Source organism: Gimesia alba (assembly GCF_007744675.1).
In the GTDB taxonomy this organism is placed as follows: Bacteria; Planctomycetota; Planctomycetia; order Planctomycetales; family Planctomycetaceae; genus Gimesia; species Gimesia alba.
This window is the reverse complement of sequence record NZ_CP036269.1, coordinates 7,193,938-7,220,839: the sequence shown is the minus strand read 5'-3', so window position 1 is coordinate 7,220,839 and position 26,902 is coordinate 7,193,938. Positions and strand designations below refer to the sequence as shown.

The window sequence follows — 26,902 nt, the reverse complement described above, 5'->3', positions numbered from 1 at the left end:
AAGATGGCAACAGTAGTTGACTCCTCCAATCCAAAATCGAATTTCCCGATTCAATACCGCGAATTGAATTATTTGAATTGCTCGAAGGGCTGGAAAAGCTGGTTTTTCACCCTCGACCATAAACGCATCGGTATTATGTACCTGATCGGCGTGACCTGTTCCTTTTTCTTAGGCGGAATTTTTGCGGTCCTGCTGAGAACGGAATTGTTATCACCATCAAAAGTCTTGATGGGGCCTGATGCGTACAATCAGATGTTTACCCTGCATGGTGCGATCATGACCTTCCTGGTGATTATTCCCGGGGTCCCGGCGGCGATTGGAAATATTATTCTACCGGTGATGCTGGGGGCCAAGGATGTGGCGTTTCCGCGAATGAACCTGGGTAGTTTTTATCTGTGGATGTTCGGTGCCGCATTCTTCCTGGCAGCGATTGTTTTAGGCGGTCTGGATACCGGTTGGACATTCTATACGCCTTACAGTATTACCACCAGCACGGCTGTGATTACCGCACTGTTGGGGGTCTTTATTCTGGGCTTCAGCTCGATTTTTACCGGGTTGAATTTCATTGTAACCATTCACACCATGCGACCACCGGGGATGACCTGGTTTAAAATGCCTTTGTTCCTGTGGGCACTGTATGCGACCGCTTTAATTCAGATTCTCGCAACTCCCGTTCTGGGGATTACTGGTCTACTGCTGGTTGTTGAGCGGGCATTTCACATTGGGATTTTTGATCCGACATTAGGCGGCGATCCTGTGCTGTTCCAGCACTTCTTCTGGTTCTATTCTCACCCAGCTGTATATGTCATGATTCTGCCGGCAATGGGTGTGATCAGCGAAGTGATTGCCGTTCACAGTCGAAAACACATTTTTGGATACCGCTTCATTGCCTACAGTAGTATTGCGATTGCTGTATTTGGCTTTTTGGTCTGGGGGCACCACATGTTTGTCTCTGGTCAGTCGCGGATGGTGGCAGTGATCTTCAGTGCGATCACTTTCAGTGTGTCGATCCCGTCAGCCATTAAAGTGTTTAACTGGCTGACCACCATGTATAAAGGCTCGATTCGTTTCACAACAGCCATGTGTTATGGTCTGGCCTTCATCTTTATTTTCTCGATCGGTGGATTGACCGGGCTATTCCTGGCGACACTGGCCACTGACGTGCACTTGCACGATACCTATTTTGTGGTGGCTCACTTCCACTATGTGATGATGGGCTCATCTCTGGTCGGTTTGTTTGCAGCCATCCATCACTGGTGGCCTAAAATTTCCGGTAAAATGTTTAACGAGTTCTGGGGAAGGATTGCCTGCCTGGGTGTTTTCCTTGGATTCAATCTGACGTTCTTTCCGCAGTTCATTTTAGGTACCCGCGGTATGCCACGTCGGTATTACACATACCTGCCAGAGTTCCAGGGTCTACATATTATGTCGACCATGGGGGCTTATTTATTAGGATTGAGCTCGGCTCTGATGGCTGGCGTATTGATCTATTCGGTTTATCGCGGCAAGAAGGCGCCTGCTAATCCCTGGGGTGGTGCTTCACTGGAATGGCAATGTTCTTCACCACCACCACATAATAACTTCGATCATCCTCCTTTGGCCGGCGATCCATATGTCATGGAATCGGTTGTCTACAATGAGGAAGTCGGAGGCTTCGTTCCCGTTGAATGTCAGGGGGATAACAAGGAATCTGTGACCGCATCAGGAGATAAAGAAGTTTAATGAATACCGCGGCCACCACGACTACAGACGAACATACCGACGGCCACGATCATGAGCACCATGATCCCCGGCTGGCACATCACTTCGATTCGCACCAGCAACAATTCGATACTGGTAAACTGGGGATCTGGCTGTTCCTGGTAACAGAAGTCCTGTTCTTCAGCGGTTTATTCGGGTTTTATGCCGTCTATCGCTCATTGCACCCCGAAGTCTTTCTGTATGCCAGCCAGTTTTTGGATACGACATTAGGCGCAGCCAATACCGTCGTTCTGCTTTTCAGCAGTTTGACAATGGCGTGGGGTGTGCGTTGTGCTCAATTAGGGCAAACAAAAGGCCTCTTGGTCTGTCTGGTAACGACGCTCGCTTGTGCTGCCATCTTCCTGGGTGTGAAATCATTTGAATATACGGAAAAAGCACACCACGGTTTATTATGGGCCGGTATGTACCACAGCCCGGAACATCACGAGGCTGAAGCCGCAGCACCTGCTGCGGCAGGTGGCGAAGCGTCAGAGCATGCACACGATGAATCGGCAGCCGCACACGATGATCACAGTGATGATTCCTTATTCGAAAAAACCAAACACACTCTCTCTTATATGACAACTGTGTTATGGGCCGTGATAGTACTCTCCGGTGTCGCTTTGGGAGTACTGATCAAGAATCCAAACAAGAAAACACTGTCAACTATCGCTGGTTGTTTTCTGGTATCAGCGCTCGGCATGCAAGTCGGTGCTTATGCCAGTATTGGCTATCACCATCTGGGACATGCAGAAAAGCCAACCGATGAAGAAATTCAGATGGCGGAAACCGTTCCAGCAGAATATGCCAAGCAGAAAGAAAAAGTTCCAGAGCCTGAACTGGCGGGGACCTTCTTCAGTGTTTATTTCTGTATGACTGGCTTACACGCAATTCACATTATTGGCGGGATGATCGCCATCAGTTGGTTGATCGTGCGAACCGTGCATGGTGCTTTCACCACATACTATTTCGGAGCCGTAGATTTTGTCGGTCTGTACTGGCACTTGGTTGACTTGATCTGGATCTATCTGTTCCCGTTGTTATATCTGATCAACTAGCCGGTATAAATTCGACTTCCATCAATTTGCGAGGCCTTTGAGCTTCCAGCAGTTTTAAAATAAAGAGACGAAAGAATTCATCATGTCAGATCATGCTGAAAGTGATGTTCACGCAGAAAACCCACAAAGCTGCCATGTGCATATCGTGCCGGTAAAAGTTCTGATCGGCGTTTTTATCGCTCTGGTTATCCTGACTGTCGTGACTGTTGAAGCCGCGAAATATGATACCGGTGCGCTTGATGTGATTGTCTCAATGGCAATTGCCACAGCAAAAGCATCTCTGGTTGTTTTTATCTTTATGCACCTCTGGTACGATAAACCGTTGAACCGGATTGCCTTCTTTTTCTCAATTGTCTTCGCTGCTTTTTTTCTGTGTATGATTCTTTTGGACTCGCATGCGTACGACGATTATGTGCAGGGGTTCCAACAGGATAAAACGCCAACAGTTGCACCGGCTCCTGCACCGGCAGCAGCTCCTGCTAAGAAATAATGTTGATTCTGATGGCGTGTTCCGCGAAAATAGAATAGTCGGCTTGATTGCCTGATTCGATATTTCTCAGTATATGTTTTTGCGCTTAGTACGTTGGCAGGTTAATATGTCTACCTTCCGGAGCCGCACAATTCGAGATCGACTTGCGATGTTATTTACGTCTCGGGATCGGCTTAGTCAGAGAGATTTTGGTCTGGCGATTTTTCTGTTTACGGTCTCGGTCCTGTTTGTTGGCGGCCTGATTGCCTATGTCATCGTACGCTCAAATCTGGCGAAGACGTATGAGCCAACAGCGCTGGTGATTCCTTCTGCACTCTGGTTAAGTACAGTGCTGCTGGTTTTAGGGAGCTTCTCCATTCATCGGGCTTTATTCTTTGTCCGCCAGGAGAAACAGCAGCAGTTCAGGAATTGCCTGAATCTCACATTTCTTTTGGGTGGCGCATTTTTTGTCATTCAGACACTGGGACTGATTCACGTGCTACGCCAGCATTCCGAAGTGCTGCTTGTGCTGGATCAGGCCAAAAATGTGTATCACTATCCCAGCAGTTATGGTGTGCTGTTCTCCTTTGTGTTGCTACATGCTCTGCACTTTGTCGTTGCCTTCGGGATTTTGGGCTTCGTGATCTACAAAGCGTATCTTTATCAGTACGATCATGAATATCATTGGGGCGTGCATGCCTGTTCGATCGTCTGGCATTTTCTCGGTGTGGTTTGGGTTGGCATGTTATTGCTCTTCTGTTTAGTGGGATAAGTTGTTTCCCAAAACAGTGTTACGCTCCGACGTTTCCCCAGAAGGACTGCGATGCTTTGGCCAATTCTGATCTGGTGGGCGATTCTCTATTTCCTCAGGTTACCGGGATTTATTAAAATGAAGAGCTGAGCTTTTTGCTTTCTGAAAAATCAATTCAGGAAAACTTCCGTTACTTCTTTTGTTTGTTGTGATGCACCACTCTCCCCGTCAATTCGAATCCCAGGCAGAAGAGGTGGAACATCGCTCCAGCCTGTTCCGTATGGTGCTGGAATCTGTGGTTTCGCTGGCAATTGCCGTGATTCTATTCAGGACCTTTCAGGCGGAAGGCTACATGATCTCAACAGGCTCTATGGCGCCTTCTCTATTGGGATATCACAAGCAGGTGAAGTGTCCTCGCTGCGAATTTTCCTTTACCTACGGCGTGGCCTATGATGATTCTGTCTCCGCAAATCGGTTTCAGACGCACGAACATTCCCATGGTGAAGTCCTCCATCAATCCGGGCAGTATGCCACCTGCCCAAACTGTAATACTCACTCCATTGATTTGACGAATGTGCCTCGCAACGAAGGCGACCAGCTCCTGGTTTTTAAACACGCATATTACCTGAAAGGTCCCCAACGATGGGATGTCGCCGTATTTCAGAATCCCATTAAACCGACTCAGGCATATGTAAAACGCGTCGTGGGATTGCCCGGTGAAGCTGTGCAGGTCAAGCAGGGAGACCTGTATATCGATGGTAAGATTCAGCGCAAGGATTTGAAAACACAAAATGCGGTGCGATTGCTTGTCCACGATCATCACTATCAGCCGAAAAATGATGATTTCTTTCAACCGCGTTTTGTTCCAGTTGAAGTGGATGAGGAACGTAGCAGTCATCCATCCTGGGTATCGGAACCTGAGGGATTTTCATTTGATAGCAGCGATAGTGATCCACTGAATTCTGCGGTCTCATTGGAATGGGCGTGGGTCAAGTATCAACATTGGATCAGACAGGGAGGCCATTATCTTACAGTGACGCCGTTAGAAGCGTGGCCTGAAGAGATAGAACAACCGGAACCGGTTCTGGGCCCCGTTCAGTTTGATCCGAAGAAAAAACAATTGAGTTGTCGAGGCGCTATGACATCGGAGGACTGCCATCGATTGCTGGATCGGACCGAAAACGATGACTTTCGTTATGCCGTTGCACTGCTGTATGAGAAATCTCACGTGGCGCCGGTACTCGATCAATATGCTTATAATTCAGGAGTGGAAAATCAGGAATCAATTCCCGTTCATGACTTTCTATTTGAGTGCAATTTGAAAGTTCATTCCGGAGAGGGAGAGTTTGCGATCGAAATGTTCGATGGCCATCATCGATTTCGGAACCTGATCGATTTCAAAGCACGACAGGTGACTCTGTTTGTAGATGATCAGAATAAACCTGTGCGCACCGGACATCTGAGTAAAACGTCGCAACAGAAATCAATGCAGCTTGAGATGTCGATTATGGATCGTCAGGTTTTGTTTGCCATCAATGGTCAATTAATCTATCAGCCGCTGCTATTCAGCGAGACGACAGAGCCACGGGAGCCGATTCGGGAACCCGTTCAATTCGGTGCAAATGGCGGACATTTCGAAGTGACAGAATTGAAACTCTTTCGTGATATTCATTATACGCGCGGGAAAGGCCTGCACGGCGTGGAAGAGCCTTATCGGCTTGATCAACAGAGCTATTTTGTACTGGGGGACAATAGCCCGGTTTCCCTGGATAGTCGGAGCTGGGCGGATGGAAAAGTCGAACGTAAATACTTACTGGGAAAGCCTTTTCTCGTGCATTTACCATCGCGGCAGGGGGAAGTGAAAATCGGCAGCCATGTAGGTCACATACGCATTCCAGATTTCTCCCGGATTCGCTATATTCATTAATGTCAAATTAAAGTATTTGCAGAAGATCTTTCTTTTTTTGAGGAAAGAATTTCATAAACCAACTCCAGCAGCGAATCACCAGAACCGACTGACATTGATCAGCACTGGTTTTCTAGCTGGCTACGAATTATTGGCAGGTTATTTGTAATGACAAAAAAAACAGATAAGTCTAAAAGTAAAAAAGACCTGACTAAACAGGCCGAACCTGCCCAGGCGGAGAAAGAGAAGATTCCGGGAAGGCACAATGAACTGCGTGATACGATCGAGTCGATCATCATCGCACTGGTCTTTGCATTTGTCTTTCGTGCCTATTCCGCCGAAGCCTTTGTGATTCCAACAGGGTCGATGGCGCCTACTTTGTATGGCCGTCATAAAGAATTGAATTGTGCTGAGTGCGGCGTGAAATACGCCGTAGGTGCCAGTGATGAACTGGTGGAAAAAACAGAATATTATATTCCATCCAATAAAGTAACAGGTGCTTATTGCCCGAACTGTCGCTACTACAGTGATCTGCAGGATGCGATGCCATTCACTGGTGATCGGATTATTGTTAATAAGTTCCCCTTTGATTTTGGAGATCCGAATCGCTGGGATGTGATTGTTTTCAAATACCCCGAAGCATCACAAACGAATTACATTAAACGACTGGTTGGTTTGCCCGGCGAAGAGATTCAGATTTCCCGGGGTGACGTGTATGCCCGAAAAAATGAGAAAGATCCGTTTGTCATTCTCCGTAAGGATAACCTGCAGAAACAACTGGCAGTCCAGCAGTTGGTTTACGATGATGACTATCCGCCACGCGAAATCCTTCAGTTTGACTGGCCGGAACGTTGGTCTCCCATGCGTCAGGTTGCTCCGAATGAGACAAAGTTCGAGGGTTTGAAAGAATCAGCCTGGGAAATTGATCAGGAGTCGCGTGCTTATCAGTATCGGGGGAGCGCTGCGACTGCAGATGAGCAAAATCTGGAGTGGTTGCGCTATCAGCATTTCGTTCCCCGTCAGTCGGAATGGACATTGTTACAGGAGAATCCGGAATTATTCAAACAGACGATGGCATCTTCGCCACCGCAACCGCGTTTGATCAGCGATTACACCGCCTACAATAATTACTCGGGCGGCTCGTCATCGGGGGCGTTTATGTATGACGCTGCTTTTTGGGTTGGTGATTTAACACTTAATTTCGATGTCGAGATTCAGTCTGAGGGGGGCGAATTCTTTGTCGAGCTGATGCGGGGCGATCGTCATTATCGAGTTCGCTTTGATCTGAAGACGGGGGTAGCAAAACTCTATTACGTGGAAGACTTTCCCAACCCGGAGCCGGTAGAAACCGAATTGGCATCGATTCAGACGGAAGTCAAAGGCAAAGGTTCCTATTCCCTGATGTTTGCGAATGTGGATCAGAGGCTCTGTCTCTGGGTCAACGGGACGGCCCTTGATCTGGGAAACATGACACAATACCAGCCACCTGTTTCTCCCGCTCCCCGAGAAGGGGATCTGGCTCCTGCCGGCGTTGCAGGTCGGGGGGCTGATTTTGTGATTTCTCATCTATATCTGCAGCGTGATATTTATTACCGCGCGGATGAGTATTATCAGAACCAGGAGTATTCTGGGGATCGGCGGCATTTGTGGGAATTACTATGGGATCCGGCTGCCTGGAGTCGTCAGTACGAAGATCATCGTCAACAGGTTCGATTCGCAAAAATGTCGGATGAGGAATTTTTTGTGCTGGGAGATAACTCTGCTCGCAGTGCTGACAGTCGTTTGTGGGGAAATGACCGTGAAGCCGAACGACGGCATGCAGTGCCCCGGTCTGCGCTGGTCGGAAAAGCATTCATGATTTACTGGCCTCATGGAATTCCGTTTATGAATGATGGCCGTGGTTATTCACCCAATGTGGGGCCTTTAAAGAAGTTTTTCTACCACCAGACTTCACCAGGTCACTATCCCACCAAGGATCCGTATGCCAAACTTTCGGTTCCCTTTTATCCTAATTTTTCCAGGATGAAACGCATTCGATAGCGGCCTGCTCTGCTGGAAAGTGTTGGTAAATCGATCTTAAGCAGATTCAATGTTTTTGCTAGACTGTGTCCAGTTTTACTGTAGCGTTTTCAAGGCCATTTGGACCGAGTATATTAGATTGAATTCGATATGGTAAAATGTGATGCGCTCTAGAATGCGCACAATGAGTCTTAAAGCAAACGGATTCGTCAAGGAGGACGTGTACGATGGCATTGTTGGAATGTGTGGGGCTGGTCAAAGATTATCCCGGGAAACGCGCCGTGGATGGCGTCGATTTTTACGTGGAACGTGGTGAAATCGTAGGCCTTTTGGGGCCCAATGGCGCCGGCAAGACAACCACTTTTCGCATGGCATGTGGTATGATTGCGCCTACCAAGGGACGTGTCTATCTCGAAGGAAAAGATGTTACTTCCTGGCCGATGTATAAACGGGCGCGACAAGGGATGGGCTACCTGCCTCAGGATGAAAGTGTGTTTGTCAAACTTTCGATTGAGCAGAACATCTATGCCATCCTCGAGTTTCTTGACTTGAACCGCCGACAAAGACACGAGACCGTTTATCACTTGCTGGACCAATTTGGCTTGACGGCAAAGCGCAAGCAGATTGCCTCGACACTCTCTGGGGGAGAACGCCGGCGGTTGGAGATAGCCCGTTGCCTGGCCAGTTCTCCGGAACTGATTTTGCTGGATGAACCCTTTACGGGAATTGACCCAGTCACGATTCACGATATCCAGGATATCATTGCTGATTTGCGTGATAGCGGAATTTCAATTTTGCTAACAGACCACCGCGAACGTGAGACGTTAACGATTACTGACCGCAGTTACATCATCAGTGCTGGTCAGGTACTCGTCAGCGGCGATGCAGAGACGGTGCTCAGTGATGAATCGGCTCAGGCATTATACTTTGGTAAGCGGTTTGACAAAGGATCGATTATCGAAGGACGAGAAGCTTTTGGGTCCCGTGCATTTGAACGGGACGCTGCTTAGGATTCGTTTCGATAACGTCCTGGTTGCCATTTGAGAGCTGCTCTTCCGATACACATCGAATCGGTCAGGCGATCCATGCAGATGCCAGCTGCAGGTAATAGAATCAGGGCGCCTTCATTCACAGGGGCATAACCGTTTTCTTCCACAACTTCTTCCAGACGCGCCAGAATTGTGGGAATTGTTGATGAAATGGAGTTACCGTAATTCGGCAGATTATTGAGAAAATCAGCCTGAATTGGAATCTGCCGTGCTGCGGCAATCATGGCTTTTAACAATTTGCCACTTGGTTGATGCGGGGCAATCAAAATCCGGTCCGCAGCATCAGAAAGCTGCTTATAAGATTTGAGGCACGCTTCGAGCATCAGGTCCACGCCATTCAGGAAAACGGATTCGCCATCCATGTGCATGACCAGTTTGTGCTCGGGTTGACCGCGGAAGTCGTACATGTCTCCCTGTTCGGTCCAAAATAGTGGTAAATCTTCTTTGCGGCGTTCGGGGGGAATATATTCGGTCGCTGTTTCAACATGCAGCAGGGAATGCCCCGGGCCTCGCCAGAGCGTTGTGCCGGTGGCACCTGCTGAGACAATCCCACAGAAAGCCTTGTCGGAAGAGTCATGCCAGTGCTCGGGGGTTTCGACAGTGAGCAGAGGGATGTGCACACCCTCTGGCTGATCTTCCAGGAGTTGTGTGGCACGGCTCAGAAGCTCGATGAAGCCGACACATCCATAGTTTAAGGCGATGAACCTTTCCGGCGGGATATCCAGTTTCTCGGCGAGCTGGTCACATAACTGGCGAGCCGACTGGTTATTTGTATGAGAATGACAGAGCAGAATCGCCGGGCATTCAGCCCAGTCAAAGCCAACCGTTAACTGCAGCTTCTCAGCGATGGCAGTCGCGATATCTATGGGTGAGAGATCTAGCTGTAGCAGTCGACGTGTCTCAATCCCGGTAGAACGGCTAATCGCTTTGACGCTTGAGAAGCCCGCAGAGACACCCTGATGAGATAGTGCGTAAACACTTTCATTATCCAATAGCTCAAACAGGTCAGTATGATCCGCCAGATCTACTAACTCCGTCAGTGCAAATCCATTATTCTGCATAAAGTAATCCCAACCTAACTATTGCAGAAAGGGAATCCATAACCCCGCAATCGTCTGAGTATGTGCAACATTTACCTAAAGTGCAATTGAATAGAAATAAATGAGAATAAAATTTTAAGAAGTCAAAAAAAGTGACACGGTCAGATAGTTTGTCGTATCATTAACCGTATTGCAGTGTGTTAAAGTGTTCACAGGTTCCAGGAGAGTAACGCCAATACTGTCATGAGCCCACCCATGATAATGATCGCCGTGAAGAAAAAACGGATCGAACGCTGAATAATCACCTGTGGAATTTCATATCGCGTGGCATTATAGACTAGACTGATCACCGCCAGGAGCGGAATCAGGTAGACTACGGCATTTACCTGGTTCGCTAATAGTAGTGAATTCGACATGCTGCAGGGGCCTTTAATTGATCAATGGGGGGATGAATATGGTGTACTTCAAAGGATTTCAGTTTACTTAAGTTTTTGAATCTGAACTCTGTTTTTTTTGAGAGGCGGCTTGTTCTTCATCACCTCTTCCGTAGGCGGGACCTTCAAAGGCATCCCAGATCACAAGCAGATTTAATAGTCCGGCAATCCAGGTGAAGACGACAGCAAATTCGTACCGTTTTCCAAGTTTTTTATTGATATCATCAAGCTCTCGATTGCTTAATGGCATTTCAAACCAGTTCAAAAAGGGTCTGGGAATCGAACCTTCAATATGCCCTGTGTCTGTTTGCCTCCCATCGAGGTCCCGCACGACGGCACATTCCAGAGCTCGCTCTTTGTCTCCGCCCAGTGGTAGACCAAGGCCTACTGGATCGGAAAGATTCAGAGGGGAGATAGGCTTGTTATCCAGCGTCCCTTCAAACGTTCCGGTAATTGCGGTACCGAAATCACTGGGAACAGTTTTGAGTTTGATATAGCCTTCTAACTGGCCACTGATATTTTTACCATCATCGCCTCGATCCAGAAGGGTGCCTTTGAAGGGTGCTTCCAAAGGCATTTCCATGCGGTAAGGGTGCGATTCAAAATAGTTGGAATCAACGTCATTTCTTGCAAGATTCGAGGGGGAGACCAGTTTGTTATAGCGAGATGTCTGGACTAATGCCGGCAGAGCAGGTAAGCCCACACCGACTTGTGCGAAATAACCGAGTGTCCGTTTCCCCGGCTGCGATTGGTAATAGACGGTTTTCCAGTCGCCGAGTGCCATGCCGCAAAAAAAGGTGCTCAGAATACAGAAGCAGTAGATGGCTGCTTTGAAAGTTCGGCCTTGATAAAGGTGGCCGGCACCGGGAATCAGAAACGCCAAAATCGCGGCGATGACCGGATTTTTCAAGTCAATTTTATTGTGACTGTCAGTCATTTCAGGATCCTCAGGCACTTCCTCGGTAAAGGATGAATCAATGTAATTCGTTTTCCAGTGATGAATCTTAGTCGTAAAGTTACCAAATCAGAAGCGCACTCTTAAGCAACCTGAATCCTGGTAGCAGTTTCACAGGAAATAGTAGTGTATCTCATCAAGAACGAAAGGGCTAGGCCAACCTGAAGTCTATGATATATAAAGAGTTGTGCCCATTGTGCTAACTCAGGGACAGGTTGGGGATCAGCCCGATCTTTCCTCTGGAATTATTGTGCCCCTTCTGCTCGATTTGACCACCAGGGAAGACTGATTCCACCATCGATCGTGGTAGTACCTCCGGTCATATAATCTGCATCAGAACTGGAGAGAAATGCCACAAGCTTGCCAACTTCGTTGGGGCTTCCCAGACGTTTCCAGGGAATATTTTCTGCTCCCGCCTGTAGTTGCTCATCGGTAAAGAATTTTCGCTCTCCTGGAGTATCAATCCAGCCGGGATGCACGGTATTCACACGAATTTTATGTTGTGCAAGTTCGATGGCCGCCGTTCGTGCCATGTGATCAATTGCCGCTTTGGCCATGTTGTAGGCTGCGGATGTGGGAATTGCAATGACGGCGTGGGGAGAACTGATGACAACGATCGAACCACCTTTTCCCTGTTTGGTCATTTGACCGGCTGCCGCACGAACGCCAAAGAAAGCACCCCACATTGTGACATCAATGGTTCTTTTGAAGCCTTCCATATCAGCTTCCAGAATCAGTTCACGGTCGCTGTAGGCAGAATTGGAAACAAACAGATCAAGGCTGCCGAATTCTTCCGCGACTTTCGCAACAGCTGCCTCGACAGATTCCTGGTCAGAAACATCAGCCTGGATTGTGATTGCTTTCACACCAAAGGAGCGTGCTTCTTCTGCTGCTGCTTCTGCTTCTTCAGGATGAGATCGATAGTTGATGGCAACATTCGCCCCTTCTCTTGCCATTTCAATTGCACATCCACGACCAATTCCCCGGGAGGCGCCTGTTACGAGCGCATTTCGCCCTTCCAGCTTCATTGTTTTTACTTCCTTCATTTTTTCGTTGATAGTGTATGCGATTCATGACGAATCAGAACCACTACAGGCTTTGTTCTTGTTATAGCGATCTGATTACCTTTGTGGTAGTCGCAGGGCCGACAGGAAACATCAGATATGTCTGCGGAGAGCGCTTTTCCAGGCTTTGGCGAATCAAACGCACTTGCAGTCCTGATTGAGTTGGTAGCATCTCGATCTGGGAGCGCGTTTCAATCCAGAATCTCGGAAACTGGATGAACCAGAGATAAACTGTAAACAACTGCCGCCTGAAAACAAAGAAAACCGAGGAGCATTCTCTGCTCCTCGGCAAAATCTTCGGAAAGTTCGATTGTTCTCGAATCGATTTGATTCAGACGTTGATTGCTGAATCAGACAGAGAAACTACTGCCGCATCCACAGGACTTGACTGCATTGGGGTTCTCGAACGTAAATCCGCGTTTTTCAAGGCTTTCGTAGAAATCAACGGTCGTCCCATCGAGATAAAGATTGCTCTTTTTATCGACGACGATTTTGACACCATGTTGCTCGGAAATCGTGTCATTGTCTGCGTCAATTTCAGCTTCTTGAACAAAACGGAAATCGTACTCGAATCCACTGCAACCACCCGACAGGATGCCGATTCTTAACACAGAAGCTTCACCATTGCCCCCATCCTCCAGAAATCGCTTGAGCTCTTTGGAAGCATTTTCAGTTATTGTGACAGCCATGGAAAAAAATCTCCGCTTTAAAATGTAGTTAAGTTTCTTAACCTGAAATCAGGTTCATATGGCAAGAATAGACCCAAAATTGAGTTACAACTTCAGGGGAACACGAGCTTATGACGGACTTGGCTCGCTTTTAATATTATAGCAGGCTCTTCCTATTTTCCGAGATAGTTTTTACAGAGTTCTCTCTAAACAGGCCGTTTTTATTAAGTTGTTTAACTGTGGTGCCTTATCGATATTTTCAGGTTTGGAGACGGCAAATTTCAGCTTGAATTTTACAGGGATTTAGAATTTTTATTTTCAAGCAGGCAGTATTAAAAAAGCGAGCCTAAAATGGATTCAATTGTCTTGAATAGGAGCAGGCTGGTGAAAACAGTCTGGATTGGCGAGGATGGCAATTCGATTTGGGGTGCGCTGTTTCACGGTCATGTAAGTCAAACCAGAGTAGTCAGTCCAAATAATGGTGGAGACGCTACAATAAACCTGGGTACAGGTTAGAATGGGATAATATTTTCGATTTCTGTTTTGAACGGCTGAGGCGGGTCTGATGAATGCACCTCGACAATTGATGTTATTAAGCGAAATGGAACCGGGGCAGTTCGCGGACAGTTTTGTGCTGTTGGTTTCTAAAGAGAAAGCCAACACGCGTGATGGGAAACCATATTTTCGCGTTCTGTTCCGTGATCATACCATTACTGCAACCGCGATGATCTGGAGTGATACACCCTGGTTTGAAGATTGCGAGTCTCAGTGGACAGAGGGAGAATTTTATAAAGTCCGAGCTCGCTATGATGAAAATAAATATGGTCCTCAACTGGACATCGATCGCATTCGCGCAGTGATCGACGATGATGCTGCTGATGGATTTGATTCCAGCCTGTATTTTAAACGCTCTCGCTTTTCGAGTGAGGAAATGCTTCAGGAACTGAACGAAATCGCCAGCGAGCAAATCGAAGAAGTACCCTTGCGAAATCTGGTGCTGGATATACTGGAAACGTATGCAGACCAGATCAAAACGATCGCCGCTGCCAGTAAGAATCATCATGCATTTACAGGCGGTTTTCTGGAGCATGTGCTGTCAGTGACCAGGACCGCCGACTATTTAGCGGATAAATATGCGGTCTATTATCAGAACATGCAACCTCCTTTAAATAAATCACTGGTGATTGCAGGAGCCATCTTGCATGACATTGGGAAGCTAACCGAGCTGGAGTACAAACCACATGCCTCCAGTTATACACCGGCGGGACGACTGATTGGCCATATTCTGCTGGGACGGGATCTGGTACGGGAACATGCTCAAAAGTTTGATGATCTCGAACCGGAAACCTTATTGCGACTGGAACATATGATTGTTTCGCATCAGAATTTACCGGAGTGGGGTTCTCCGATTGCGCCGCACACGCCGGAAGCATTACTGGTCCATTATGCGGATGATATTGATGCCAAGTTCCATATGGTGGCGACAACACTGGAAAATATTCTGCCCAGCAACGAAGATGAGTTTTCCAGTCGGGATAATGCCTTACGCAGAAGTATTTTTCTGGGATTGAAATCGTCCGAATGAACTTTTCGTGGTCCCTTTATTACAACCTTTAACCAATTGACGATCTAGAAACACAACGATGAAATTTACCAAGATGCACGGCGCAGGCAATGATTATGTCTACGTCAACTGTTTTGAAGAGACACTGCCTCAAGATATTGCCAGCCTGGCGATTCAGGTCAGTGACCGCCATAAAGGCATCGGCTCGGATGGCCTGATTTTAATTTGCCCTTCGGAAACAGCCGATGCGCAGATGCGTATGTTTAACGCAGACGGCAGCGAATCGGAAATGTGTGGCAATGGAATTCGCTGTGTGGCCAAATATGTTTACGACCATGGGATTGCGCAGCAGGATCATTTGAAGATCGAAACAGGAGCCGGCATTCTGAAGCTGGATCTCGAACTCACCGGTCAGAAAGTCAGTCAGGTGCGTGTGAATATGGGAAAACCAATCTTAACCAGTGCGGAGATTCCCACCTTACTTCCCGGCGATCCTCCTGTGAATGCAGAGCTGGATCTGGGTGAACAGAAGCTGGAGGTGACTTGCGTTTCCATGGGGAACCCGCACTGCATCACGTTTGTCGAAGAAGTCAATGATCATTGGGTGCATGTGGTTGGGCCTCAGGTCGAAGTGCATGCCATGTTCCCCAATCGAGTGAACGCCGAATTCATTGAGGTCATCTCTCCTGCCGAGCTCAAGATGCGTGTCTGGGAGCGGGGTTCGGGGGAAACACAAGCCTGTGGAACGGGCGCTTGTGCCTCTGCGGTCGCTGGTGTATTGACAGGTCGTTCTGAACGAAATGTGCTTATCCACCTGCCAGGTGGCGACTTACGTCTGGAATGGGCTGGCTCGGATGAAGTCTTTATGACAGGACCCGCCGTAGAAGTGTATGAGGGTATCTGGACGGGACCACAGTGATCGGAGAGAATATCGACTGACGGGACATTTTTTTGAAATGGTCTTGCAGTAAAATAATAGAACTGATAAACAACGGCTTCTCTCATTCTCAAAATGAATTTCAATTCCAAACCAACAACCAATTCGACAGACAACGACCTGTTTTCAGCACTGCTTCCTTCCAATCCGGGACATCCCATTGGCTGGAAATTGCAATTGCTGTTAATCAGTTGGAGTCTGTTTCTAATTGCCGGGTTTAGTGTTGCGATTCAAACAAAACCGGATCCACGTGGATTTGGTACCCATCAACGACTTGGTTTTGCACCTTGCGTTATACGAAATCAACTATCCATTCCCTGTCCCAGTTGTGGGATGACAACTTCCTTTTCACATTTTGTTCGAGGTCAGATCCGTCAGTCTGCTCAGGCCAATACCTCTGGTTTGGTCCTGGCAATCGTCTGTCTTGTGATGATTCCCTGGTCCTGGATCAGCGTGTATCGCAAGCGACTCTGGCTGGTCTCCAATCCTGAAGTCTGTCTACTCTGGCTCATGTGTGGTCTGGTCATGATCACGGTGGCAGAGTGGGCACTGCGGTTGACCTTTTAATATTAGAGACACTCCGGTTCATCCGGAAAACATACCAATCCCATCTATCAAATCATTTCCTCACAAAATCTATTATTTCGGTTCATGCCAAGGATGGCAGACAATATGCGAAATGCAATCCACATCCAAGTCGCCCGTTTTTTCAACCAGCACTGTTTTGCAGTGGTGTTGTTAACGCTGGTCTGTTTGAGTGCCAGTGGATGCTCATTGTACGTCATGGCTGGCAAGATGTTTTTTGGTGATCCGCTCATTACCTGTGAATTCACCAAACGCACCAAGGTTGACTTAACTGAGGATAAGAAAAAAGTGCTGGTGATCTGTTCGACGCCGGAATCGATTCGTTCCGATTACCCTTCGTTGAATTATGATTTGTTGGAACAGATTACCTATCGTTTGAAGCGTCAGGATATCGAAGTCATGGACACCGGAGAAGTAGCGACCTGGTTAGATGACAATGGCGGAGTCTGGAACGATGTCGATGAACTGGCTGAAAATTTCGAAGTGGATTATATCATTCATGTCGATATCGACGAGTTCGATTATCGCGAACCCAACAGTCCCAATCTGCTGCGAGGAAAAGCATTCGGAAATGTTTCGGCCTATGAAGTGATGGAAGCAGATGGGATGAGGCGGGCACTGGAAGTCTTTTCCAGTGAATATACGTCAGAGTACCCGAGTCATTTACCGGTTTCTATCGAGCAGGAATCCCCCAAAGTCTTCAGGAAAAAATATCTGGATCGCATCGCCGATCAGATTGGTCGCTTCTTCTACAATTATCATGCAGGTGACGGAATTTAGTTCTTCCGTTTTACATACAGAAGTAGCACCAGAATTTAATTCGGAGTTGTGAAGGATCACACGATGACAATTTTTTCGTTCGGACAATGTGTTCATAAAGGTTTCTTTAATGTCGTCACAAAACTGGCGCTGGTGCTGGTGTTGTGTACTACGATGTCGGGCTGCAATTACTTTATTCTGTTAGGGTATCTGATTGGTGGTCCCCCTTCCATTGAACCGGATTTCGACTCGCAAACTCAGAAATCAATGACGGACAAAGATGTGACGGTTGCGATTGTCTGCTATGCCCCACTGGAGTTGCAGTATAATTTCGATGGCATTCATAACGATCTGGCAAAGTACACGACGTTCCAACTACACCAGCATGGTGTGAAAGTTGTGAACCCGGATCAAATTCGTGCCTGGCTGGATGAAAATCCCGATTGGGACAAGCCGGAAGAAATTGGTGAAGCATTCGACGTAACGTATGTGATTCATGTCGAGTTGCATGAATACAGTTTGTATGAGGAAAACAGTTCCGATCTTTACCGTGGCCGTGCGGAAGGTATGGTGACGGTTTATGAAATGGATGAGAACGGCGAAGGCGAAAAACTTTACAGCAAAGAAATTACTTCGTTCTATCCACTGCGTGCACCCCGTGCGACATCGGAAGTCACGTTCTCCAAATTCAAGAAAGAGTATCTTTCGCGGTTGAGCGATGAAATAGGCCGCCTGTTTTACGAATATTATCGTGGCGACGATTTCACACATTCGATTTAATTATCGCGATTGTTCGAATTGTCTCACGGTTGTTTTCATTCTGGACTCTTGCAAGTCACCTTTCCAGCAGTTACTTTTCAAGTGCAGAAGCAACGAATTGCGTTGCAGAGCGTCAAAACAATTACTGTTGAATTTCAGAGTGCTGACCAAAGATGACTTACAGCAAACAGGAAGCCGTTGAGCGCAGTCAGATTATTTTATCGCATGCGTGGATGGTGCGGACCTTCATTAAGCACAGTGATGAGGTCGAGGATTTTCCGGAGTTGATGCATATCGCGCGTGCCGTGTTTGATACATCGCGGGCATTGGAAACTCGCGTCGATGATCCCGATGCGTATCTGAAAATGCTGCGAAAGAAAATCAGCAAACTACGCAAGGCCACCGATCAATTTGCCCTTGATGCGCCGGAAGCATCGCTGCATATGAATTTTCAGCAGGCCGTGATTTCCATGAAGGCCTGCACGAAAGCGCTGGAAGAATTGCTGGAGCAGGTTGAATAATCGCGGGAGATGGAACATGTCCCGCTGGTTTTATGCTACTCGTCTTTGGTCGCATCCAGGACCGCCAGAAATGCTTTCTGAGGGATTTCGACTTGGCCAAATTGTTTGAGCCGTTTTTTACCCTCTTTCTGTTTTTCCCACAGCTTGCGTTTGCGGGTGATGTCGCCGCCGTAACATTTCGCGGTCACATTTTTGCGCAGTGCTTTGATGGTTTCACGGGCGATGATCTTACCACCAATCGCCGCTTGCACAGGAATTTCAAACTGATGCTTCGAGATCTCTTCTTTCAGACGCTTAACCAGCGCGCGGCCCCGGCGTTCGGACTGCGAACGATGGACGATAGTCGAGAGTGCGTCGACTTTTTCGCCTTTGACGAGGATGTCCATTTTTACCAGATCAGCGGCGCGGAAGCCGATGATGTCGTAGTCCATGGTACCATACCCGCGAGTCGCACTCTTCAGGCGGTCATACATGTCGTACACGATTTCTGCTAATGGCAGTTCATAAATCAGTTGCGCCCGATTCGTACCCAGATACTCGGTGTTCTTGTAGATCCCTCGCCGATCCGCACATAATTGCATCATCGTGCCAATATTTTCTGCCGGCAGAATGAACGTCACCAGAGCAATCGGTTCCCGGAATTCCTCAATGCGGCTGGCATCTGGAACATCCTGTGGATTGTCAATATGCAGGATGTTTCCGTTTCGTTCCAGGATTTCATAGGTTACGTTAGGGGCGGTCTGCAGCAGGTCGATATTGAATTCCTGCTCCAGGCGCTGCTGAATAATTTCCATATGCAGCATGCCTAGAAAACCGCAACGGAAACCAAAACCGAGGGCATCGCTGGTTTCGGGAACAAAGCTGAAGCTGGCATCGTTTAAACTCAGCTTCTGTAACTCATCCCGTAGTTTTTCGAAGTCGGTTGCTTCAATCGGATACATGCCGCAGAACACCATCTGTTGTGGTGTCTGATAACCGGGCAGGGGCGCGGGGGGCAGGTTTTTAGGATTGGCAATCGTATCCCCTACGTGAACCTGATCCAGCTCTTTCGCGCCGCTGACCAGGTAGCCCACCTGGCCTGGTCCGAGGGATTTGGTCGGTTTCATATGCGGGGTGAACTGGCCAATTTCGATGATATCCAGTTTGGCGCCGCCGCGCATCAGGACAACCGATTGCCCCTTTTCTATGGTTCCCTGAATCACACGCACATATGTGACAACGCCGCGGTAGTGGTCGTATTTGCTGTCAAAGACCAGTGCCTGCAACGGAGCGTCGGCTTTTCCTTCTGGGGGGGGAATCCGTTCCACAATCGCATCCAGAGTTTCTTCGATGCCGATTCCGCTTTTGGCGCTCACCATTAAAGCGTCTTCCGGGTCCAGGCCAATCACCGTTTCCACCTCTTCCAGAACTTCATCAATGCGGGTTACCGGCAGGTCAATTTTATTGACGACCGGGATGATCGACAGGTCGGCATTGATGCTGGCGTATGCATTTGCGACGGTCTGTGCCTGCACACCCTGAAATGCGTCGACGAGTAACAGGGCTCCTTCACAGGCTGCCAGACTGCGAGAAACTTCGTAGTGAAAGTCAACGTGTCCGGGGGTATCAATCAGGTTCAGCTCATAGGTTTCGCCTTTGTACTGATGATAGATGACCACCGTCCGTGCTTTGACGGTAATGCCGCGTTCCTGTTCAATTTGCAAGTCGTCCAGAATCTGGTTTTTAAATTCCCGCTCCGTGATGGCGCCGGTTTTGAGCAGTAATTGATCGGCGAGAGTACTCTTTCCATGGTCGATGTGTGCGACGATCGAAAAGTTTCTAATCAAACGGGTCTCTGTTGCCATTGAATGGATCTCATTTTGTTATTTAAGAAAACCAGGGCAAAAGCTGGCCTGGTCTGATAATTATTTTTTCTCGGCTTTGAGGCACGCCAGTCGGGCACAGCCGGCGACGCCGATGTAGCCGGCATCCGAGCCAAGTTCGGCAAAGTCGATAATGGTATTCTCATAAGGGACTTTAAATGCCCGCGTTTTTGCTTCCTGACGAATTCGATTCATAAACCGCTGACCCAGTTCAGAGTCTTTGCCTCCAAACGTCACGGCCCCTCCAAACAAAATTATGTCCGGATCAATGGTATGCATCAGAGTCGTGGTGCCGACTCCCAGACACATGGCAGATTCCATGATCAATTCGTTTGATAACTCGTCCCCTCGTTCTGCTGCCTGGGCGATTAAGAGAGGACTCAGCTTGTTCCCTTCCTGTAACATTTCCTTTAATATCGATGGGCGACCTGCGTCCAAAAGCTCCTGGCAGTGGCGGACCAGTGATTTACCACCCGAATAAGCTTCGAGTGTGCCATACTGCCCTGAATCACACAATCGCCCATTTGTCATTTGGATGACGATGTGACCACATTCACCCCCGTGAGAATGGCGGCCTTCAATAATCATCTCATCTATAATAATACCACATCCAATGCCCGTGCCCAGCGTCCAGAGTACCAGACTATGCGCTTCACGTGCGCCTCCAACCCAATATTCTCCGTAAGCGGCTGCATTCGCGTCATTCTGATAGATCGTCTTTTTTCCCGAATAATGATCACAGACCACCTGGCGGATGGGAAATCCCTTCCAGGTAGGAAGATTGGGAGGGTCTACCAGTTTTCCGCCGGGGATGTCCATGGTACCCGGTGTGGCAATTCCGATGGCTTTTATGTCGTCCATCGTAAAATGACAGTCAGATAAGGCATCGTCAATTGCCTGATAAATATTCTTTAAGCCGGCGTCAACGCCTTTGGCGACTTCTGTCTTTGTCTTGGTGAAAGCCAGTGTCTGCCCCGCGTCATTGACGATGCCAACTTTGACATTCGTACCACCAATATCAACGCCGACAAAATAGGGCCCGGAATCTTTTGTCGGTTTCATGTTGCGAGTTGTTCCTCGTGTTCTTTTCAGTGGGGGTTGGAGATCGAAAATTATCTGACCAAAATCACTCGATGCAATTCCTCGAATTTACCTGCAAACGCAGCGTGATCTCTAATTAGGTGTGTGTTGATCGACGTCAGTTCAGAGGAAGGCCAGGGGCACAGGTCGAAGTATAGCCGAGCAGGCGGGAGCGATGCAATCAAGAACCAGGCAAAACAACCTGTGAATCAGGGCGAGTGGCACTGGTATCACACTATTCAGGCCCAAATAACTTTCCGGAAAATCCGCACTGATGTGGTGAAAATCCTTGGCGCCCTACTTCATTTGAGGCAGGATAAAACGATTCAGGCATTCCGTTTCTCCCAGCCGCTATCGTACAACCCCGAGGCATGAAATGATTATTGACTATCGACTTGTTGCTGTTTTACTGGCCTTTTGTTGTGTCAGCTTCACACCTTCTTTATTGAGTGCCGTAGAGAAGCAGTCTCCTCGTCCGAACATTATTCTCTGCATGACTGACGACCAGGGTTGGGGGGAAACCAGCTTTAATGGGCACCCCATTCTGAAAACGCCGCACCTGGATGATATGGCCGCAAGCGGACTGCGTTTTGATCGCTTTTATGCGGCGGCCCCTGTCTGCTCACCGACGCGAGGCAGTTTTCTGACAGGGCGACATCCAAATCGATTTGCCTGTTTCAGTTGGGGCCATACATTAAGGCCACAGGAAGTGACCGTGGCAGAAGCTGTCAAATCGGTTGGATATACGACTGGCCATTTCGGGAAATGGCATTTGGGATCGGTTCAGGAAAACAGCCCGGTTTCTCCCGGAAACAGCGGCTTTGACGAATGGGTATCGAGCCCTAACTTTTATGAGAATGATCCCTGGATGAGCCACAATGGAGTGGTGGAGCAGTTGAAAGGTGAGAGCTCGCGGGTCACCGTGGATGCTGCTCTCGATTTCATCAAAAAGGCAGATAAGAACGAAAAGCCGTTCCTGGCTGTGATCTGGTTTGGAAATCCGCATACACCCCATGAGGCGGTTCCGGAACTGAAATCCCTCTATTCAAAACAGGATGCCAGCTTTCAAAACTATTTCGGCGAAATCACTGGTGTCGATCGCGCCATGGGGCATTTGCGACAACAGTTGAGAGATCTGGGCATCGCTGAAAACACATTGCTCTGGTTTACCAGCGATAATGGACCTCGTCCTCCCAGGTTCAAAACAGAAGCAGCACGCTCTCAGGCAACCGGTGGTCTGGCAGGTTGGAAAGGCAATCTCTGGGAAGGGGGCATTCGTGTGCCCTCTATCGTTGAGTGGCCGGCTGTCATTAAAAAACCGGAAACAACCAATGTGCCTTGCGGGACGATTGATATTTATCCCACCGTCTTGCAGATTACTGGCGCCAAAGTTTCACATCAGCCTCACCTGGATGGCGTCAGTCTCTTACCGTTGATGGAAGGGCAGAAAATGGCACGTTCCAAGCCAATGGGATTCTGGACCTATCCGACAAAAGGGCACCCAAAACGCAGTACAGACATCTTACTCGATCTCAAAAGTCGGCAGACACCCGGGCAGCCCAACCCTAAAGGACCAGTTCCCGATGCGGACGCCGCCAGTTTGGCAACGCATTATTCGAAAGAGGACCTGCCGGGAGCAGCTGCCTGGATTGACGGTGATTTTAAGCTACTGAAGTCAGTACCCAAAAAAGGAGCACCGAAATTTGCTCTATACCACCTGTCACAAGATAAAGCGGAACAGCAGGACCTGTCCAAAAAAGATCCCGAGCGACTCAAGAAAATGAAAGCGGGATTGCAGGGTTGGCAGGAATCTGTGGTCGACAGTCTGAACGGGAAAGATTACGCCGATTGATCGATTACTTTTGCTGGTCACAAAGCCCTTGGAAATTGAAAACGCGAAAATTCAGACTCGAGCGGATTGTTTGATTGCATTTCGTGCGTTGAGTTTGCAATAATCGAATTTATAAACATTCATTAGGAAATCGAAGGCTGTTTCTGACTATATAAATAACAGGCAGCTTTACCTGCCAGTTTCCCCCATTGCTTACCTGTCACACTTGATTTGAGGAACATTATGAACTCGGGACCTTTAAAACGGCTATTTTGTCAGGCGACACTTTTGCTATTTGTACTGACGGTGGCACTCACCGGCCCCTTGATGGCTTGGGAATCAAAGCAGGAATTGCGGGCAGGGATTATCGGGCTGGATACTTCGCACGCAATTGCCTTCACCAAAATGCTTAATACGGGAAAACCCGAGGGCGATCTGGCTGGCATTCGAGTTGTCGCCGCTTATCCCCAGGGGAGTAAGGATATTGAATCCAGCGTTTCCCGCGTGCCCGGTTATACAAAGCAAGTCAAAGAGATGGGCGTCGAGATTGTCGATTCAATTGACGAGTTGCTGAAAAAAGTCGATGTGGTTTTTCTGGAAACCAACGACGGACGGCCTCACCTCGAGCAGGCCATTCCCGTGTTTCAGGCTGGTAAGCCCGTTTTTATTGACAAGCCGATTGCGGGTTCGCTGACCGATGCCGTCGCGCTCTTCGAGTTGTCACGCAAATACAATACACCGATGTTTTCTTCCTCTTCGTTGCGGTTTTCAAAAGGCGCGCAGCGTTTGAGAAATGGTGAAGAAGGAAAGATTACCAAATGCAGCACGCACAGCCCCTGTTCGCTGGAACCAACACACCCTGATCTGTTCTGGTACGGTATTCATGGCGTCGAAACGTTGTTCACTGTGATGGGGCCAGGCTGTCAGACTGCCAAGCGAACTGTCAGTAATGCCGACCGGGATGAAGTGGTTGGTAAATGGTCGGGTGGTCGAGAAGGACAATTCTCTGGCGTTCGTAAAGGGACTCCCAAAGGTTATGGCGGAACGGCAGTTGGTAAAAATGGTGAAGTAGCCGTGGGAGGATATGATGGTTATAAGCCACTCTTGGTAGAGATCGCGAAGTTCTTCCGTACCGGAAAGGCGCCTGTCAGCGAAGAGGAAACACTGGAAATCTACAGCTTCATGGAAGCCGCCGATGAGAGTAAGCGACAGGGTGGTGCTGAAGTATCTCTGGCCAGTGTGCTCAAGAAAGCAAAGAAAGCAGCTCACGAGAAACTGGCGAAACTCGATCTGGCCGACAGCGGATCTGCTGCCGATGAGAATAAGTTGACCGCTGCCGAGAAAGCCGCTGGCTGGAAACTGCTGTTTAACGGCAAGAATTATCAGGGCTGGAAGTGCAGTAACGGCAAATCAATCGCCGCTCCCATCGAAGATGGTGCTCTGGTGCCTTATAAGTCGGGCGGTTACTTGATTGTCTATGACAAACCGTTTAGCGATTTCGAATTCAAATGTGATGTCAAAATGCCGGAAGAGTGTAACTCTGGGATTTTCTTTCGTGTCGGTGATCTGAAGGATCCGGTTCAGACTGGCTTTGAGGCACAGGTGCTCAGCGGTAAAGGGACCGGCATGCATGATTTTGGTGCCATTTACGATCTGGTGGCTCCTGCAGCTAACCAGGCCAGTGCACCGGGAGAGTGGACGAATATCGAGATTACTTGCAAAGGTCCGCATGTTAGTGTCGCCGTGAATGGCAAGGTGGTTGCCAAGCTCAACGCGGATGAATGGACCGAACCTGGTAAGCGGCTGGATGGTTCTAAGCATAAGTTCAAAGCCGCCGTTAAGGATTTCCCAAGAAAGGGATACATTGGTTTTCAAGACCACGGACACAAAGTCTGGTATAAGAATGTAAAGTTGCTGGAGCTTTAAGCCGAAACTTAAAATAACTCCGAATTACTTAAAGATACCCGCCATCTGAGAGTCTTAATGCTTTCAGGTGGCTTTTTTTATAGATGGAAACAAGGATCGCGAGTCAGGCTGGCTCGCGAATCACGTTCCCGTCTTTTTAATTGTGAGGGAATACTTGCTTGAAGCAGGCAAGTGGTTTTTTTGCGTCAGGAAATTTTGAAATCATGGTGGGATGCGGCAGCGAAACCAGCTTTTCTGAAACAGAATGGAAAATGATTCAATTTGTTCCTTGCTTTCACTACAAAAAGAGGTGGATGTGTGTAAAATAGCCGCGAAATATTGGGCATAAGTGCTCTTGCGCCTATAAAGAAGTCAAAGCACAGCGGGAATGTGTCTGTCGGTTTTGTACAGCATTCAGATGGTTTTTTAAACCACATCAGGCGAGTCAGTAAGTAAAACTCGTTGTTTTCAGGTTCATAATTCAATGATTACAATTAAAAAAGGGCTGGATCTGCCGATTGCAGGCGAGCCTTCTGCTTTGATCGAAAACGGGCCGGAAGTTCGATCGGTTGCTCTGATTGGCCCTGATTATGTCGGCATGAAGCCGACTCTGGCTGTTGAAGTTGGCGATACCGTCAAAAAAGGCCAACTGCTTTTCAGTGATAAAAAGACCGAAGGTGTCATCTATACGGCTCCTGCAGCCGGGAAAGTCACCGAAATCAATCGTGGAGCAAAGCGAGCCTTTCAGTCGATGGTGATTGAGCTGCAGGGAGATGACGAGGAAACATTCACTTCCTATGGCGAAGGGGATCTCTCCAATCTGACACGCGAGCAGGTTCAAGAGAATCTGCTCCAATCCGGCTTGTGGACCAGTTTGCGAACACGCCCTTATAGTCGTGTGCCTGCTCCCGGTTCAGAACCGCATTCCATTTTTGTGACGGCGATCGATACGAATCCCTTAGCACCGCCTCCGGAAGTAGTTCTCAGTGAAGAACCCCGTGCGTTTACTCAAGGGTTGCAGGTATTGCATACTCTGACTTCAGGTAAACTCTTTCTCTGTAAAGCACCGGGAACGAACTTGCCCGGTTGCGATCTGGATTTTGTGTCTGTCGAAGAATTTGGTGGGCCGCATCCTGCTGGTTTGCCTGGGACTCATATTCATTTTCTGGATCCGGTCAGTGAAAAGAAAACAGTCTGGACCATCAATTACCAGGATGTGATTGCCATCGGGAAATTATTTGCGACAGGCAAACTGTGTTCTGAACGCGTCGTTTCCATTGCTGGCCCTGTCGTGAAAAATCCGAAAGTGGTCAGAACGATTATGGGAGCCAGCCTGCTGGATTTGACAGATGGGAATCTGGAAGAAGGCGATGATCGCATCATTTCTGGTTCTGCACTGTCCGGTCGTGCTGCAGAAGGCCCCTTTGCTTATCTCGGCCGCTACGCATTACAGGTGACAGTTCTGAAAGAAGGACATCATCGCGACTTTCTAGGTTGGATGGGACCAGGGTTCGAAAAATTCTCAATCGTTCCGGTGTTTGCCTCTTCCTGGTTGGGCGCAGGGAAAAAGTTTCCTTTCACCACATCTACCGAAGGTAGTAAGCGGGCGATGATTCCGATTGGGACTTACGAAAAAGTCATGCCTCTGGATATTCTGCCAACGTTTTTGTTACGGGCTTTGATTACCGAAGACACCGAGCAGGCAAAAGAACTGGGGTGCCTGGAATTAGATGAAGAAGATTTGTCGTTATGCACCTTTGTCTGCCCAGGAAAATATAACTATGGCTCGTTACTGCGTCATAGTTTGACAAAAATTGAAATTGAAGGTTAATGCGAGTCGTGCCCGGGAAGGGTTAATGCTTGTATAAGAGTGCTGTCTGCGAGTGTGTGATTGTTAGCCTTAAAAAAATATATTGTTGAAAGTCGTTAACCCTTGTTGTCAGTGG

The 26,902-nt window shown here is 48.2% G+C and carries 23 protein-coding genes and 1 pseudogene; 17 read left to right on the top strand and 7 right to left on the bottom strand.

Annotation, left to right across the window (positions count from 1 at the left end; translation table 11 throughout):
• Positions 1-3 precede the first annotated feature (3 nt).
• The 7 genes from Pan241w_RS27030 (at position 4) to lptB (ending at position 8,953) form a co-directional block, all read left to right on the top strand.
• A complete protein-coding gene (locus tag Pan241w_RS27030; RefSeq protein ID WP_145222248.1) occupies positions 4-1,722 on the top strand; it encodes a cytochrome c oxidase subunit I in 1,719 nt (572 codons plus the stop codon).
• Positions 1,722-2,798, top strand: coding sequence for a cytochrome c oxidase subunit 3 (locus Pan241w_RS29860; protein ID WP_145222246.1), 1,077 nt, complete (start codon positions 1,722-1,724; stop codon positions 2,796-2,798). The genes Pan241w_RS27030 and Pan241w_RS29860 overlap by 1 nt, the downstream gene beginning before the upstream one ends.
• Positions 2,799-2,880: 82 nt before the next feature.
• Positions 2,881-3,288, top strand: a complete 408-nt coding sequence (locus tag Pan241w_RS27020) for a cytochrome C oxidase subunit IV family protein (RefSeq protein WP_145222243.1) — start codon at positions 2,881-2,883, stop codon at positions 3,286-3,288.
• A 148-nt stretch (positions 3,289-3,436) separates the two neighbouring features.
• On the top strand, positions 3,437-4,039 hold the full coding sequence (locus Pan241w_RS27015; protein ID WP_145222240.1) for a cytochrome c oxidase subunit 3: 603 nt from the start codon (positions 3,437-3,439) through the stop codon (positions 4,037-4,039).
• A 232-nt stretch (positions 4,040-4,271) separates the two neighbouring features.
• A complete protein-coding gene (gene lepB, locus Pan241w_RS27010) occupies positions 4,272-5,945 on the top strand; it encodes a signal peptidase I (protein ID WP_232107286.1) in 1,674 nt (557 codons plus the stop codon).
• Between the two features lie 147 nt (positions 5,946-6,092).
• Positions 6,093-7,964 (top strand): signal peptidase I, encoded by a 1,872-nt coding sequence (lepB, locus tag Pan241w_RS27005; RefSeq protein WP_145222234.1) that lies wholly within the window; start codon positions 6,093-6,095, stop codon positions 7,962-7,964.
• 206 nt (positions 7,965-8,170) lie between these two features.
• The gene (gene lptB, locus Pan241w_RS27000; RefSeq protein ID WP_145222232.1) at positions 8,171-8,953 is read left to right on the top strand and encodes an LPS export ABC transporter ATP-binding protein; all 783 of its coding nucleotides are present in this window, start codon (positions 8,171-8,173) and stop codon (positions 8,951-8,953) included.
• Here the strand turns inward: lptB and Pan241w_RS26995 are convergent.
• From Pan241w_RS26995 to Pan241w_RS26975, 5 genes are all read right to left on the bottom strand, one after another.
• Positions 8,950-10,053 carry a beta-ketoacyl-[acyl-carrier-protein] synthase family protein gene (locus Pan241w_RS26995; RefSeq protein WP_145222229.1) on the bottom strand — a complete coding sequence of 368 codons (1,104 nt, stop codon included), beginning with the start codon at positions 10,051-10,053 and terminating at the stop codon, positions 8,950-8,952. The two genes, lptB and Pan241w_RS26995, sit on opposite strands and share 4 nt — an antisense overlap.
• A 188-nt stretch (positions 10,054-10,241) precedes the next feature.
• Positions 10,242-10,448 (bottom strand): hypothetical protein, encoded by a 207-nt coding sequence (locus Pan241w_RS26990; RefSeq protein WP_145222226.1) that lies wholly within the window; start codon positions 10,446-10,448, stop codon positions 10,242-10,244.
• Between the two features lie 67 nt (positions 10,449-10,515).
• Complete coding sequence (locus tag Pan241w_RS26985) at positions 10,516-11,403, bottom strand: DUF6677 family protein (protein ID WP_145222223.1); 888 nt, start codon at positions 11,401-11,403, stop codon at positions 10,516-10,518.
• Positions 11,404-11,666: 263 nt separating this feature from the next.
• Complete coding sequence (locus Pan241w_RS26980) at positions 11,667-12,449, bottom strand: SDR family NAD(P)-dependent oxidoreductase (protein ID WP_145222220.1); 783 nt, start codon at positions 12,447-12,449, stop codon at positions 11,667-11,669.
• Between the two features lie 386 nt (positions 12,450-12,835).
• Positions 12,836-13,174, bottom strand: a complete 339-nt coding sequence (locus Pan241w_RS26975; RefSeq protein ID WP_145222218.1) for a HesB/IscA family protein — start codon at positions 13,172-13,174, stop codon at positions 12,836-12,838.
• A 544-nt stretch (positions 13,175-13,718) separates the two neighbouring features.
• On the opposite strand from Pan241w_RS26975, the gene Pan241w_RS26970 reads away from it, so the two are divergent.
• From Pan241w_RS26970 to Pan241w_RS26945, 6 genes are all read left to right on the top strand, one after another.
• On the top strand, positions 13,719-14,738 hold the full coding sequence (locus Pan241w_RS26970) for a 3'-5' exoribonuclease YhaM family protein (protein WP_145222215.1): 1,020 nt from the start codon (positions 13,719-13,721) through the stop codon (positions 14,736-14,738).
• Positions 14,739-14,796: 58 nt separating this feature from the next.
• Entirely contained in the window at positions 14,797-15,636 is an 840-nt protein-coding gene (gene dapF / locus Pan241w_RS26965) for a diaminopimelate epimerase (RefSeq protein WP_145222211.1), read from the top strand.
• Between the two features lie 93 nt (positions 15,637-15,729).
• Positions 15,730-16,221 carry a DUF2752 domain-containing protein gene (locus Pan241w_RS26960; RefSeq protein ID WP_145222208.1) on the top strand — a complete coding sequence of 164 codons (492 nt, stop codon included), beginning with the start codon at positions 15,730-15,732 and terminating at the stop codon, positions 16,219-16,221.
• 105 nt (positions 16,222-16,326) lie between these two features.
• The gene (locus Pan241w_RS26955; RefSeq protein WP_145222205.1) at positions 16,327-17,019 is read left to right on the top strand and encodes a hypothetical protein; all 693 of its coding nucleotides are present in this window, start codon (positions 16,327-16,329) and stop codon (positions 17,017-17,019) included.
• 63 nt (positions 17,020-17,082) lie between these two features.
• The gene (locus Pan241w_RS26950; protein ID WP_145222202.1) at positions 17,083-17,778 is read left to right on the top strand and encodes a hypothetical protein; all 696 of its coding nucleotides are present in this window, start codon (positions 17,083-17,085) and stop codon (positions 17,776-17,778) included.
• 152 nt (positions 17,779-17,930) lie between these two features.
• The gene (locus tag Pan241w_RS26945; RefSeq protein WP_145222199.1) at positions 17,931-18,278 is read left to right on the top strand and encodes an amidohydrolase; all 348 of its coding nucleotides are present in this window, start codon (positions 17,931-17,933) and stop codon (positions 18,276-18,278) included.
• A gap of 35 nt (positions 18,279-18,313) precedes the next feature.
• On the opposite strand, the gene lepA is transcribed toward Pan241w_RS26945, so the two are convergent.
• Together lepA and Pan241w_RS26935 are read right to left on the bottom strand one after the other, a co-directional pair.
• Positions 18,314-20,122, bottom strand: coding sequence for a translation elongation factor 4 (gene lepA, locus Pan241w_RS26940; RefSeq protein WP_145222196.1), 1,809 nt, complete (start codon positions 20,120-20,122; stop codon positions 18,314-18,316).
• Between the two features lie 60 nt (positions 20,123-20,182).
• Entirely contained in the window at positions 20,183-21,202 is a 1,020-nt protein-coding gene (locus Pan241w_RS26935) for an ROK family protein (protein WP_145222193.1), read from the bottom strand.
• A 394-nt stretch (positions 21,203-21,596) separates the two neighbouring features.
• Here Pan241w_RS26935 and Pan241w_RS26930 point away from each other — a divergent pair, with 394 nt between their 5' ends.
• From Pan241w_RS26930 to Pan241w_RS26920, 4 genes and pseudogenes are all read left to right on the top strand, one after another.
• A complete protein-coding gene (locus Pan241w_RS26930) occupies positions 21,597-23,072 on the top strand; it encodes a sulfatase-like hydrolase/transferase (RefSeq protein WP_145222190.1) in 1,476 nt (491 codons plus the stop codon).
• 306 nt (positions 23,073-23,378) lie between these two features.
• A pseudogene (locus Pan241w_RS30095) lies at positions 23,379-24,308 on the top strand (Gfo/Idh/MocA family protein); the annotation flags it as partial.
• Positions 24,291-24,977 (top strand): 3-keto-disaccharide hydrolase, encoded by a 687-nt coding sequence (locus Pan241w_RS30090; RefSeq protein ID WP_449267337.1) that lies wholly within the window; start codon positions 24,291-24,293, stop codon positions 24,975-24,977. The pseudogene Pan241w_RS30095 and the gene Pan241w_RS30090, both read left to right, overlap by 18 nt.
• 463 nt (positions 24,978-25,440) lie before the next feature.
• Positions 25,441-26,787, top strand: coding sequence for a Na(+)-translocating NADH-quinone reductase subunit A (locus Pan241w_RS26920; protein WP_145222184.1), 1,347 nt, complete (start codon positions 25,441-25,443; stop codon positions 26,785-26,787).
• Positions 26,788-26,902 lie beyond the last annotated feature (115 nt).

Coding starts and splice junctions, on each gene's coding strand:
- Pan241w_RS27020 (WP_145222243.1), top strand. CDS start 2,881: ATGTCAGATCATGCTGAAAGTGATGTTCACGCAGAAAACCCACAAAGC.
- lptB (WP_145222232.1), top strand. CDS start 8,171: ATGGCATTGTTGGAATGTGTGGGGCTGGTCAAAGATTATCCCGGGAAA.
- Pan241w_RS27030 (WP_145222248.1), top strand. CDS start 4: ATGGCAACAGTAGTTGACTCCTCCAATCCAAAATCGAATTTCCCGATT.
- Pan241w_RS26955 (WP_145222205.1), top strand. CDS start 16,327: ATGCGAAATGCAATCCACATCCAAGTCGCCCGTTTTTTCAACCAGCAC.
- Pan241w_RS26950 (WP_145222202.1), top strand. CDS start 17,083: ATGACAATTTTTTCGTTCGGACAATGTGTTCATAAAGGTTTCTTTAAT.
- Pan241w_RS26960 (WP_145222208.1), top strand. CDS start 15,730: ATGAATTTCAATTCCAAACCAACAACCAATTCGACAGACAACGACCTG.
- Pan241w_RS26975 (WP_145222218.1), bottom strand. CDS start 13,174: ATGGCTGTCACAATAACTGAAAATGCTTCCAAAGAGCTCAAGCGATTT.
- lepB (WP_145222234.1), top strand. CDS start 6,093: ATGACAAAAAAAACAGATAAGTCTAAAAGTAAAAAAGACCTGACTAAA.
- Pan241w_RS29860 (WP_145222246.1), top strand. CDS start 1,722: ATGAATACCGCGGCCACCACGACTACAGACGAACATACCGACGGCCAC.
- dapF (WP_145222211.1), top strand. CDS start 14,797: ATGAAATTTACCAAGATGCACGGCGCAGGCAATGATTATGTCTACGTC.
- Pan241w_RS26985 (WP_145222223.1), bottom strand. CDS start 11,403: ATGACTGACAGTCACAATAAAATTGACTTGAAAAATCCGGTCATCGCC.
- Pan241w_RS26920 (WP_145222184.1), top strand. CDS start 25,441: ATGATTACAATTAAAAAAGGGCTGGATCTGCCGATTGCAGGCGAGCCT.
- Pan241w_RS26990 (WP_145222226.1), bottom strand. CDS start 10,448: ATGTCGAATTCACTACTATTAGCGAACCAGGTAAATGCCGTAGTCTAC.
- Pan241w_RS26935 (WP_145222193.1), bottom strand. CDS start 21,202: ATGAAACCGACAAAAGATTCCGGGCCCTATTTTGTCGGCGTTGATATT.
- Pan241w_RS27015 (WP_145222240.1), top strand. CDS start 3,437: ATGTTATTTACGTCTCGGGATCGGCTTAGTCAGAGAGATTTTGGTCTG.
- Pan241w_RS26945 (WP_145222199.1), top strand. CDS start 17,931: ATGACTTACAGCAAACAGGAAGCCGTTGAGCGCAGTCAGATTATTTTA.
- lepA (WP_145222196.1), bottom strand. CDS start 20,122: ATGGCAACAGAGACCCGTTTGATTAGAAACTTTTCGATCGTCGCACAC.
- Pan241w_RS26930 (WP_145222190.1), top strand. CDS start 21,597: ATGATTATTGACTATCGACTTGTTGCTGTTTTACTGGCCTTTTGTTGT.
- Pan241w_RS26970 (WP_145222215.1), top strand. CDS start 13,719: ATGAATGCACCTCGACAATTGATGTTATTAAGCGAAATGGAACCGGGG.
- Pan241w_RS26980 (WP_145222220.1), bottom strand. CDS start 12,449: ATGAAGCTGGAAGGGCGAAATGCGCTCGTAACAGGCGCCTCCCGGGGA.
- Pan241w_RS26995 (WP_145222229.1), bottom strand. CDS start 10,053: ATGCAGAATAATGGATTTGCACTGACGGAGTTAGTAGATCTGGCGGAT.